This is a genomic window from Flavivirga aquatica, from assembly GCF_001747085.1.
GTDB lineage: Bacteria > Bacteroidota > Bacteroidia > Flavobacteriales > Flavobacteriaceae > Algibacter_C > Algibacter_C aquatica.
The window spans coordinates 67,314-80,290 of record NZ_MDJD01000034.1 but is presented as its reverse complement, the minus strand read 5'-3'; the positions used below and the strand labels follow the sequence as shown (position 1 = coordinate 80,290).

The window sequence follows — 12,977 nt, the reverse complement described above, 5'->3', positions numbered from 1 at the left end:
GTTATCCTTTTTTAGTATATATAAAGAAAATCTTAAATTCTAAAAGACATACTTTAGATTTACTTAATAGTATATTGAATATCCGTTTTTACTCATAATCCAGTAATTCCAGCTATTACTAGTCTATCGAATAGTTTTTCCTCAAAATATCTTCGATTGAGTTTGTAAACAAATTCGTTTAGGTAGAGTTGTAGGTATTTGCCTTTAATTTTGTGATAATTTCCAAGTAAGTTTCGTTTGGCATTGCTTATGGTAATATGTACCCATTTCAAGGTCTCTTTAGTAGTTTGTTTATCTGATTTTTCACTAATATGTAGTTCTACAAAATCAGCAATATCAACATATGAAGTACTTTTATCAGTAAAAACAATGCTTTGTTCGTCTAAAGACTCTTTAACAGTATCATTTACACCATCAGCCTTATGATCTGTCAGCACTTTGGCTTTAAAGTAGCGACATTGGCGATCCTTCTTGTTGGTTTTCGGGTCTTCTAAGGGAGTGGATTCTGCCATTATCATTACGTTTTGCTTTCCTACTGCACCACGACCTCTTTTTCCTTTTTGTTGCTCTATTTCAGAAGATTCGACCGTAAAATAACCTTCATCCATTTCAATCATACCTTCTAAAGTATAGCGAGCATCTCTGTTACCCATTGCTTTACGAAGTTTATGAACCATCGCCCAGACAGGTTCATACCTTTTTAAACCAAGCTGTTTCTGGATTTCTTTAGAAGAAAATCCTTTCTTGGTAGTAGTCATCAAAAACATTGTCTTATACCATATCATAAAAGATAGATTAGAATTTTGCATAATAGTACCACTTCTCAAAGATGTACGGGCTCTACAAGATTTGCACTCATAGCTCCAAACAGCCTTTATCCAATAGTGATGAGTATGACCACAACGCTGGCATTTAACTCCTATCTTATCTCTTTCTTGCTTAAAATGAGTACGACAAGCTTCTTCACTATCAAAATGGGCGGTAAAACTAAAAATATTCATGACTTGTTTTTTTAACAAAATAAGCATTTTTAATCAATTATTAGCAATTACGGATATTCAAATAGTATAAAAAAGATTTAATAGCTTTTTCTATCCCATTGACTAATGGTCAATACCTTTTAGCTTAGCAGGAATCAAAAAATATTCCAGAGGTATTAAAAATACTGGAAACGTTGTTCGCGTTCACTATATATTTTCGGTGATGAGTAAGACGTTTTTCGTCTTTAAAATGAAACAACAATTGATGATTTTCAATAACATATAGTTATATCTCCTTTTTTTTACACAGAAAAAAGGTAAAAAAACATACGTCTTTTACCTTTTAATAAAGATTAGTTGCTATTAATCATTCTGTTAGTGAGGGTATCTGAAAAGCAGGCAATATATCTGCTTGAGTAAACCTTAAACACAGCATGTATTTTTGTCTTTAAGACCGTGAGAGACATTTGACTAAAACATTTTGATTTAAAAATCAATCTGTTTCAACAGTACTCAATATATACATATGTATTACCATTGTATTTCCAGATCCCTCAATTTTCATTATTCCTACTTTATAAGTAGTTTTACACTTCTATAATCTTTTGTTTTCCCTTCTATTTTACAGAAATACAATCCAGAACTTAAGCCTTGTCTGCCTAATTTTATTTTATTTTCGCCTTGTGTTACTTCAAAATCAACCTGCTTCACTAATGCTCCTAGTTGATTATACAATTTTAAACTTGCTTTATGAGACTCTAGAGCTGTAAAATGAATATTTGTACTTAATGCCATAGGGTTTGGATTTGCAAAAGTATGTTCCAACACCTTATTTTCATTATAGGTCTCTACAGAAAGTGTTGTGTTTTTTGAAAAACGTAATTGCTGTAAAGTCATTTCTTTAGTTTCTACCTCGCCACTTTCTGCTAGCATAGTAAATACTACAGATGTTATATCGTTTAATGTTATTGGTGTTCCAGTAATTGAGGTAAATTCAGAAAAAGGAATACTATATTCTTTTAAGTTTTCAGTAAGTTTTATAGACGCTTTATATTGAGATTCCCAATTACTAATTCCTTTTTTTACTAATCTAATTATTAATTTACCAGTACCTTTAGCTTTTAATTGAAAACTTTTATAATCTGAAAAATCTATAGGATTAAACTTTGGTGTTAATGCTCTGTAAGCTGCCACATATTCACTAGTTTTAGCTACTAATTCTATATTACGTTCTACAGCATACTCATCATCATTAAATTGTTCGTCATTTGTTTCAATTGTATAACTTGTAATAGTTGTACTTGGCGCTGCATCATCAACTCCCCATGGTCCATCAGACATAAATAAATCATCTGGAGTTTGTATACCATTCCCTATTCTAAAACCTATATCAAAAAGATTTCCTGCATCTACTTCTATATTAGAAATATAGTTTCCGTTTAAATCTATTGAAGACGACACTTGCTCTACCCCTTCTGTTTCGGTAGCTCTTAAGCCCCCATCGAAAACAATATTACTAGTTCTATTGGTATTTATTATTTGTAACTCTAATTTTCCATTATGATATTTTCCTTTTCTAACAAATACTGTTGGCGGTTCTGAATTGTTATAACTTGAAATTGGTTTTTGAACATCTAATAATTGTATTACTTCTTCTCCTAGACGTAATAAATCATCTAAAGAGTTTGACCATATTTGAAAGTTGTAAAATGGTACGTTGCTTTCATATTTATCTAAATTCCAATGACTCTCAATTCCAAAACCAGTATCATTATTTGTAGTTTTAGCTGAGAAACTTAGCACAAATTCTAATGATCCATCAACATTTCTAATTAGTGATTTTATAAACCTTTGTTCACTTATTTCTATAGTAGAAACCGAAATTAACTGTGCTCCTAACAACCTGTCGCATATGTGTTTTGTATGTTCGTAAACTCCTTTATCAGTTTTAAGTAACAGAACAGATGCTACAGCCTCTCCTTGTCTTATATAATCTACTGAATATAAATCGGTAGCATTGGTAATATTTAATAAATCTTTTGGAGACGAATCTATAACATTATCTTCATTTAGGATATCTAATGGAATAAAATCTGCTAATTGTATACCTGCTTTTTTAGATTTTTTACCGTAATGTGATGTTTTCGAAAACTTTTTTGCTTTTTGTACATCGAATTTATAATTATTTTTTGATCTATTAAAGTTTCGTTTATTAATCTTATCGGATAATCTATTGTTACTTTCTAAACCACCGCTATTTGCTGTAGAAGTTGGTGCTGCAATAACAGGACAAGCTGCATAACCAGAACATGATGGATCTTCACAATCTACTAGCCCATCTCCATCATCGTCAATTCCATTAGAACAATCTTCTTGTGGTACAGGTGCTGTTGGACAACGAGCTCCATCATTTTGAGAACTCGATGGTCCAAAGGCAAACAAATTAGACTCCATAGTATTAACTCCATCTAAATCTTGAACATTTTGAATGACATAAATAGTTCCTGTTTGATTTGCCGATACGTAAAAACGTCCAGAAGCATCAAAATATACAGCACCATAAGTATAATTTAAACCCGACAGGATAGGTACTTCTCCCAAACTTTGCATTGCTCCAGTTTCGGCATTTATTCTATATAAAATATTAGTTTTTTTTTCTACTGTATATAATTTTCCATCTACAGCATTAAATGCCCAATCATGGTTACTTATACTTTTAGATAAACTCAAAGTTGCTATATGTTTTCCATAATTTGCAGAAGTAGGATCTAAATTAATAGCATAATAAGTTGTACCTCCTCCTTTTAAATAGTAAATACCTGTTGCGCTAATATCGCCAACATAACGACCACTAGTTGGTAACTCATCTACATAAAAAACAGTTGTATTAAAATCTTTTCCTATACGTACAATAGATTTTGACGGCGTGCTAAGTGAGCCCCATATAAAACCATCTGCTGGATTGTATGCTGCCGCATTAATATTTCCCTCAGTAACGTCTGTAGCTACTGTATACGAATTACCCGATGCTAAATCTATGGCATACACATCGTTATACTGGAATAAATAAGCATTATAGTCGCAATTAAACGGTGTGTCTTGTGCATTAAGATTAAAGTTCCAAATTAATAATAATAGTAGTGCTTTTTTCATGACAGGCTTATTTTATATCACAAATTTATCCTAATAAACAATCCCAAAATTTAATTTTCGATGGGTGATAATTAAGTATAGACGAATGGATTAATTTATTGGTTAGTTAGAATGTATTCTATTTTTCCTAATTATACATATGGGCCATGTTAATTTTTTGCCGAACAAAAAAGCACTTCTCTGAAGCGAAACAGTTTTCGTCTTTTTCTATTTATATAATGCTCATGAATTATAACAAAATATCCATAAAAAACCTTAAATATATTTTTCATAAAAACACAACTTTACCTACATAAAAATAAGATTTAAAAACATTTATATTAATAAAAATCATACATATTTATAATAAAAAGAAAATGAACCCGTTACCTTTAACTAAAACTAAAATGAAACGAATGAAACCTACTATTAAAATTATTTTAATATTAATTGCTAACTTTACTTTTTATAACGGTATAGCACAAACTCCTAATGGAACTACATCAAACCCAAATGATAAATGGAACTTAATGCCAGCTTTTTCTGATGAGTTTAATGCTAGTAATATAGATTGGAGTAAATGGAGCAAAACTCAAAATTTACCAAATACAAAAGCTTGGAAATGGAATAACGATACGAATGTCACTATAACTTCTTTTAAAAGTCAAAGTGCAGCACAAATTACAATTCGCCAAAACGCAAATAATATACCAGCTAACAACACGTATTTTAATAGTGGATGCTTACAAACAATCCAACAATTACCAAAAAATTTTGTTGGTTATGTTGAAGCTAAAATTCATGGATCAGACATAAACGCAAGTCAAGCTGCTGACTTAGATAAACGACGAGGGGTATGTCCATCATTTTGGTTGTATAGCAAATTTTTTGATAGTAAACCAATTGGAGAAACTGTTTATGCTGAAATTGATGTGGTTGAACTACAACAATTTGATTACGATGTAAATGCTCCTGCAGGAATAGAAAAGCAAGATTTAATTGATGATGCCGAATCTAACTTACACTTAGTTAAAAAAGCTAGCTTTGGTAGAGACTGGTTTAGGCCTAAGCAAGCTAAAGCTAGAGATAATCAACTTAATAAATATAACTTAGGATTCGATCCTACACAAAATTGGCATACTTATGGTTGTGAAATCACACCTACCAAATTATATTTTTATGTAGATGGAATTCGTGTTGGTAAAGTTTTAAATAATACTAATTGGAGTGATAATCCAATGTATGTAATCGCATCATTAGGTTTACGAGTTCCTTTTGTTAGCTTTCTAGGTAATGTTTTTAATGCTATTAACCCAGAAACAAATAGTAGGGCTCAAAAAAGTTTAAGCGAAATGCCTACATCGATGTATGTTGATTACATAAGAGTTTGGAAAAAAGATGGTACAGACAACAATAACGGAGGAAACAACAATGTTAGTGTTACTCCAAACCCTGCCAACAATTTTGTTACTATTACTGCTCCGTCTAAATCAAAAATAACAATAACAAGTATAACTAGCGGACAAACGGTAAAAAGAGGAAAAGCAAATAAGTCTAATGAATTAAGATTAAGAGTATCTGACTTAGATAGTGGCCTATATAATATTAAAGTTGACAATCAAGGAGAAATAACTAATTTAAAATTAGCTATTAATTAAAAAAACATTCATTTAAACATTTTTATCAATTAAGCCTTTCTATTCGAAATAGAAAGGCTTTTATTTTTTATAATCTATATTTTCAATTTTGAACTCATCTTGACTTTATATTTTTAACCGAAAATGAGTGAAAATTTGTTCAAATAAGGTTATTTTTAAAAGGCATAGCTACGCATGAGAAAACAACTGAAATATAGGCGAATTTTGGACATTTTTTAGGAAATAGAAAAAGTCAAAAAATGAGTTCTTTATGAAAAGATAAGTTGTTATAAATACTGGAAGAATTAAAATTATATTATACTAAAAAATTTCGAAATGAATAGAATGAATTTGAATTATGTTTCTTTTTAAGAACATAAAATTTGAGTGTTTACAATAAATTTAAACGTTTCATCAATTCTGGTCTATTGGAACGACTAACAGGAATAACATCTTTTTTAATAAGTACACTATTATCCTCAATATCAACTATTTTATGAACATTAATAATGTATGATCTATGTATTTTTAAAAATAAATTATCTGGTAATTTATCTTCAATTTTTTTTAAAGTAGAGTGTACTGTATAGTTTTTATCTTCAGTTTTTACATTTATATAATCGCCTTTAGCTTCAATTAAATAAATACTAGGAATATCTATTTTAATTAAACGTCTGTCAATATTAACATATAAAATTGTAGCTTCCTCCTCTTCTAACGCAGACAAAGATTGGCTAAAAATTGGTTTTGATGCTTTAGCTTCTGCCTTTTTAATCGCTTTTTGAAATCGAGGTAAAGCTATAGGCTTAACTAAATAATCTACAATACACTCATACTCAAAAGCTTCTATAGCAAATTGAGCATCTGAAGTTGTTAAAATAATTTTTGGCGGATTTTTTATAGTCTGTATAAAATCGAATCCTGTAAAATCTGGCATGTGTATATCTAAAAAGATAAGATCTATATTGTTTTGATTTAAATATTTAATAGCTTGAATTGCATTTGAAAATTCTTCAAGAATATTTAAACTACAATTGTTACTACAAAGTTGTATAATAATAGCTCTAGCAGTTGCCTCATCATCAATAATAATACAGTCCATAAAATGAAATTATAGGGTCACTAAATAATCTGTTATAAGTTGCAAAATGGTTTCAAAGTCTACTTTACCTTCTAAATTACTGGTTTTCAAATTATTTTCATAATCTACAGCGATTGCATAACTCTTTTCAAGCCCTAAAATACTAATTTTATGCTTAATTTTGTGTACATTTTCTGATGCTTCTGTAAAATTATCTGATTCTATGTTTTTAAAATAGACATCCTTTTCTTTTGGGAATTCAGATTTTATAATAGTAATTAACTGTTTTTCAAAGGCTTTATCACCCCCAGACAAACTATTAATATAAGATAGGTTAGGTGTTTCCATATTCTTTTTTTAGTGTAAAATAAAATATAGTTCCTTTATCCAGTTCAGACTCTAACCAAATTTCTCCGCCATAAAGATTAACTATTTTTTTTACTATAGATAATCCTATTCCTGAAGATTTTGGATCATTTTCTAATTTTTGAAATGTTTTAAATATTTTATCGAAATAGATTTTATCTATACCTTTACCATTGTCCTTTATATAAAACTCCCAGTGATCAATTACATCTTTAGCACCAATTTCTACAATACCTTCCTCTTTATCATTATACCTAATAGCATTATCTATTAGGTTTTGAAAAAGTTGTTGTAATCTATACTTATCTCCAGTTACTACTGGTAAATTTGATAATTGCTTTATAGTAATATGAGATGGAATATCTATCATAGCAATAATATCATCAAATAATTTTTTAGTATTTACATCATAAAACTCTGTTTGATTTTTACTTATTGTTGAATAATCTAAAATACCACTAATTAAAGAATCCATTTTCTCTACATTATTCCTTATTAGATTAATACTTACATTAGCATGACTATCTAACTTATCTTTATAATCATCTCTTAACCAACTTGTTAATGTATCTATATTTCTTAATGGAGATTTTAAATCATGAGATACCATATGAGCATAATCACTTAATTCTTGATTTTGGTATGCTAACTCCTCTAAAAGCTTATCTCGTTGTCTATTTATTTCAATTATTTCTTTTGTTTGGTTGTCTATAAATTCTACTAATTTCAAGCCATCTAAATCAACTGTTTCTAACCTTTCTCGCTCTGGCAACTCATAAAACTTAAGCTTTTCTATAACATTTTTTAGTTTATCAATAACTTCTTCTTGAGCTATCGTTTCTTGTTTAAGTTGTTTATTAGCATCAAATAATTCATCTGAACTTATAGTCATAGCACGTTGTTGCATCACAAACTGTTCATCAAAATTATTATATGATCTATTTAAAGCATCTAAAAACGGATCTAAATCTTTAGACAACTTTAATTCTTCTGGTAGATATTTCCTAATTTGTCGTTTGAGTAAAGAGTTCATTATTCACTAATTAGTGTTATAGTCATCGTTTGGTTATGCAATTGGCAATTATTTTCGCCATAAAAAGGGGCTATTTCTCCATAAGAATAAAAACCACAGATAGCTGTATCCTTACCAACAACAGCAACAACTTCTTCTATTTCTTCTTCTACGCGTTGGTCTAAAACCAATTTCCTCCCAATGCAACTTACTAGTAATGCTAATTGTGGTTTATTTGTTCTCAACTCTAATGCTTGTCTTGCTGCTTGCTCTGATGCGTTTGCTATATTGTCGATATTAGTCATCATGAGTTGTACTTTAGAATTCTCAGGAATATCGCCAGCAAGAATCATAGTATTTTCTTCTTCATTTATATTTAATATAGTCCTAACAAATGATTGTTTCTCTTTAGTTGATTTTACATTAAGCGGATATAATAATGCTGCTGCAGGCAGATCATTAGATTTATCTCCTAAATACTTTTTATACAAATCTAGAGCGGGTTGATTATCTAATTCGTAAAGTACATTTGCTTTAGATTTTGTAACTATACGCCTTGGACCAAAAGGAGTCCATCCTCCACGTATAGAAAATGATATTTCTAATGATTCTCCATAAAAACCTATAGCAACAATTTCACCTGCTTTGGGGCTTTCATTATATGAAGCTATAGTCTTTTCGAATCGAGCTGCATCACCACAAAGTCCTCCTGTAATTAGTATATTTTTTTTTACTGAATCATTCATCCCCCTTGTTAGTTCACTTCCATTAACAAAACTACCTTCAGACAAAACAAAAACATATTTCAATCCTTCTTCAGGAAACTGATTTAATAAATTCACTCCTGTTTTATAACTATCTAAATCTGAATTTAAAGTATTAGTCGTTTTGATTAAAAATTGGCTCCTTTCAAATTCTATAGCTGTTATAGTAATACTTTCATCATCAACTCTATTTGAAGTAATATCTCCACTTGTAGAACCAAAAACAATATGCCCATCTGGATATAATGCTTTAATATCTTCATAAATCATATTATTTTCTAGCATATACCTATTTCCTAAAACTAAAACCAATGGTTTTATTAATGGCATATCCTCTGTTACATATTTCCAATCGTTAGTTTTATTTCTTTTTAATTGTACTGTTTTCATCTTTTCATTTTTTTAGGGTAAAAAAGAATATTGTTCCATTTTCGGGTTCGCTCTCTAACCAAATTTCGCCTTCATGTAAGTCAACTATTTTCTTTACAATAGATAAACCTATACCTGTAGACTCTTTACTTTTATTTAATACATTAAAAATTTTAAATATCTTATCGTGATATTCTTTTTCTATTCCTATTCCATTGTCTTTTATTGAAAATAAATAAAACAATTTTTGATCTTGTACATCTACCTCTATTAATCCGTTTTCTTTATCATTAAATTTCACAGCATTACTAATTAAATTTTGAAATAATTGTTGAAGCTTCACTCTATCTCCATATAAAACAGGCATTTTATTTAAGATATTAATACTAATATTTTCTGGGACAAAGAGGATTTTCTTCAAATCTTCTAAAAGAATATTTAAATCTATTTCTTGCTTTTCTGTAAAATCTGCTCCGACGCTTGAATACAATAGAATATCCGAAATAAGTTGCTCCATTTTTTCTAAAGTGGTTTCAATCAATCCAAAATTCTGTAAACTAACAGTATCGATTTTACCTTTATTATCTTCTTTAATCCAACTTACTATAGCATTAATACTTCTTAATGGTGATTTTAAATCATGTGATACAATGTGAGCATATTCCTGAAGCTCATCATTGCTTTTCGCTAATTTATTTAAAAGTTCTTTATTTTTAGATTCGACCTTTTTCCTTTCCCTTAAATTAATAGCACTTTTTAGTTGCATGGCTACCAAGTTAGCTATACTCTCAAGTGTATGCAGGTGCTCTTCTGTATAATAGTTTTTCTCAATATGCTCAGAATCAATAACGCCAATAACACATCCGTCACTAATAATAGGCACTGTTATTTCCGAGAATCGTTTTACTTCATCTTCTATATATCTATTATCGAGTTCTGTATTTTTTATAAGTTCTGCTTTTCCGGTTTTTGCTACCGCTCCCACAACACCTTTGCCTATAGGCAAACTAATTTTATTAATAATCTGCTTACTACTATTAACCTTTTTTCCATAAGCTGCAATTTGTTCTAAAACTTGTTTATCTTGATCTACTAAATAAATCACACAATCTTTAGTATTTAAATATTCTGCGATATTATTAGTTATTTCCCAAGCTATTTCGAAAATATCTATTTTACCAAGTATTGCTTTTGCAACATCATTAATAATATCTATAATTAACGATCGCTCTCGCTCTACTGTAATATCTTCTATAAGTTTTACTTCATATTTAATGTTTCCAAAATTATCTCTAACCGCATTTACATTTGTTTTTGCCCAAAGCACAGAGCCATCTTTCTTTTTATAGCGTTTATTAACTACAAAATTATCTATTTCTCCAGATTCCATCCTTTCTATAGAATCTTTTGATCCTATAAAGTCTTCCCTAAATGTAATATTTTTAATACTAAATTTTGAAAGTTCTTGTTCTGTATACCCCAATAATTTTTGCATAGCTTCATTGGTTCTTAGTATATTTCCTCCCTGAGTAAGCACAATTCCTAAAGAAGAGTTTTCTACAATAACATCTAACTCCTTTTTTTGCTCTTTTATTAGTTCTGCAGTATGTCTTTTGTCTGTAATATCTCTTATAATTCCTTGAGCTGCTATAGGTTTTTTATCTTTATTATATATTACACTCGCATTAATATGCACCCATTTAATAACTTCATTTTTTGTTATAACTCGAGCCACATAGTTAGAAAAAAAGCCTGTATCTCTTAATTTTTTAAATGACACAAATGCGTAATCTGCATCTTCTTTATAAATAAGACTTGTGACATTTAATTTTTCAGTAGTTATATCATATCCAAAAAGATCTATAGCGATATCATTCATTTTTAATACATTACCCCAAAGATCCATTATTAAATAAGCATCATTAATATTTTCGAAAACACCTTTCAATTGTGATGTTTTCTCTTCTAGAAGATATTCTAATTTCCCGTTAGCTTCTTTTAACTCTTGAGAAATATTAAAAAGTTTTAGAGATTTATCCTCTAAAATTTTCTCTGCTTGTTTTCTAGCAGCCTTCTCCCTTTTTAAAGCACGTTGCAGTATATCTGTATGTTCTTGCCTCATTAATTTTTATTAATAATAAACTTAACTTCTGTTCCGTCTTCTTTTATCTTTTCTATAACTATAGTTGCTGTCGAATTAAAATGCTCGAAAGTTTTATTCATTAAACCCAATCCAAAATGATGCATAGCTCTACTGGATTTATAAATCATTATTAACGAATGTTCTTCTTTTTCTAAAATTTCAAATGTTGGGAGTTCTGCATCTGGATAAATTTTTCTTACCTCAACATGTATGTGATTTTCTATGGAGGCCAGCATCTCAATAGGATCTTTATAAGATGCTAAAAGCCCAGGGTAACTATCTTTTAAGACATTAAAAAAATGCTCAGCATAAACCAATAATAAATCATCAATAGTAATATTTGTATTTGCACTTAAGTGTTGTAATAATTGGAGCATTTCTGAAAACTTATAAGTGCCAACAGAAGTATAAATGCCTTCTGATTCTAAATTAGATTCATTAATAATTTTATCAACCATTTCTAAACCAAATTTATCCTCAACTAAATCTAAAAATTCTGTAAAAACTATACCCTTCATTCAAATTTATTTTTATTATCAAGTTAATTCCACATATATACAAAGTATCTAAAAGACTCCTTTTAAATAATTAAAAAACACTATATTCATAGTGATCCAAATATTTTTTGTTAATTGAAATAATTATTGAAAAATGTTTCTTTAATACATATTCTCTGAAAATATTAAAAAAACTCTGTCCTTAATTTATTTTATGCTTGTGTAAATTTAATAAAAAATTGTAAGTAAATTCTTAATTATGTGAAAATTTGAAAATTTACAAGTAAGGAGAGAAATACAAATCCTTTAGGTTTTAAATTAACTAGTAATTTTACAAACCATTCGAGATTATATTTATTTGAAATTAAGTATAAGAATGCTATTAAACTATGCCTTTATTTAAATTTGTTTCAGTTCGTTAATACTCCAATAAGCTAGTAGTTTTTCTAGTTTAGATACGTAATCTTCATATTTTAAAGGTTTTAAAACATAACCTGCAATACCAATTTTATAACACTCTAATAAATCGTTTTGATTACTAGATGTCGTTAAAACAATGGTTGGAAGGTATTTTAGAACATCATCGTTCTTAAGTATTTTTAAAAACTCTATACCATTTATTTTTGGCATATTTAAATCTAATAAAATAATATGTGGTAATTCATCTTTTTTTTGTAGAATTTTTAAAGCATCTTCTCCGTTATTGGCTTCTATGATCTTATGCTTAAGGTCTAATGATGAAATTGTTCTATTCAATTTCATAATTTCAATCATATCGTCTTCTATTAAAAGAATATTTAATTTTTTTTCCATGACTATTTTGTTTGAGAGGATATCTAATTTTGACATGAAAATAAAACAAATAATAAAGACTTTAAATAGACTTCGTTAACCTGAATTTAAGTGTAGCTCAATAGCTGTTATGTATCGATTAATGGTTTAAGTATTTTTTAGCTGACTTAGAATATGTTTTTAACCATTTATTCTTTAGCTATT

Annotated in this window: 10 protein-coding genes; 1 reads left to right on the top strand and 9 read right to left on the bottom strand. The window is 28.8% G+C overall.

What is annotated here, in order from left to right:
- Positions 1–92 precede the first annotated feature (92 nt).
- Together A8C32_RS06650 and A8C32_RS06645 are read right to left on the bottom strand one after the other, a co-directional pair.
- On the bottom strand, positions 93–1,001 hold the full coding sequence (locus tag A8C32_RS06650) for an IS1595-like element ISAlg2 family transposase (RefSeq protein ID WP_069828596.1): 909 nt from the start codon (positions 999–1,001) through the stop codon (positions 93–95).
- Between the two features lie 549 nt (positions 1,002–1,550).
- A complete protein-coding gene (locus A8C32_RS06645; RefSeq protein ID WP_069829665.1) occupies positions 1,551–4,133 on the bottom strand; it encodes a DUF6923 family protein in 2,583 nt (860 codons plus the stop codon).
- 386 nt (positions 4,134–4,519) lie between these two features.
- On the opposite strand from A8C32_RS06645, the gene A8C32_RS06640 reads away from it, so the two are divergent.
- Positions 4,520–5,770 carry a T9SS type A sorting domain-containing protein gene (locus A8C32_RS06640; RefSeq protein ID WP_165605803.1) on the top strand — a complete coding sequence of 417 codons (1,251 nt, stop codon included), beginning with the start codon at positions 4,520–4,522 and terminating at the stop codon, positions 5,768–5,770.
- 370 nt (positions 5,771–6,140) lie between these two features.
- Here the strand turns inward: A8C32_RS06640 and A8C32_RS06635 are convergent, their stop codons facing one another.
- From A8C32_RS06635 to A8C32_RS06605, 7 genes are all read right to left on the bottom strand, one after another.
- A complete protein-coding gene (locus A8C32_RS06635; protein WP_069829663.1) occupies positions 6,141–6,851 on the bottom strand; it encodes a LytR/AlgR family response regulator transcription factor in 711 nt (236 codons plus the stop codon).
- A gap of 9 nt (positions 6,852–6,860) precedes the next feature.
- Complete coding sequence (locus A8C32_RS06630) at positions 6,861–7,178, bottom strand: histidine kinase (protein ID WP_069829662.1); 318 nt, start codon at positions 7,176–7,178, stop codon at positions 6,861–6,863.
- The gene (locus tag A8C32_RS06625; RefSeq protein ID WP_069829661.1) at positions 7,165–8,229 is read right to left on the bottom strand and encodes a sensor histidine kinase; all 1,065 of its coding nucleotides are present in this window, start codon (positions 8,227–8,229) and stop codon (positions 7,165–7,167) included. The genes A8C32_RS06630 and A8C32_RS06625 overlap by 14 nt, the downstream gene beginning before the upstream one ends.
- Positions 8,229–9,362, bottom strand: a complete 1,134-nt coding sequence (locus tag A8C32_RS06620; RefSeq protein WP_069829660.1) for an FIST signal transduction protein — start codon at positions 9,360–9,362, stop codon at positions 8,229–8,231. The genes A8C32_RS06625 and A8C32_RS06620 overlap by 1 nt, the downstream gene beginning before the upstream one ends.
- Before the next feature lie 4 nt (positions 9,363–9,366).
- Positions 9,367–11,463: a PAS domain-containing sensor histidine kinase gene (locus tag A8C32_RS06615; protein ID WP_069829659.1), complete on the bottom strand. Its 2,097-nt coding sequence runs from the start codon at positions 11,461–11,463 to the stop codon at positions 9,367–9,369.
- Positions 11,463–12,002, bottom strand: a complete 540-nt coding sequence (locus tag A8C32_RS06610) for a heme NO-binding domain-containing protein (protein WP_069829658.1) — start codon at positions 12,000–12,002, stop codon at positions 11,463–11,465. The genes A8C32_RS06615 and A8C32_RS06610 overlap by 1 nt, the downstream gene beginning before the upstream one ends.
- 378 nt (positions 12,003–12,380) lie before the next feature.
- Positions 12,381–12,794 (bottom strand): response regulator, encoded by a 414-nt coding sequence (locus A8C32_RS06605; RefSeq protein ID WP_069830175.1) that lies wholly within the window; start codon positions 12,792–12,794, stop codon positions 12,381–12,383.
- Positions 12,795–12,977: the final 183 nt, after the last annotated feature.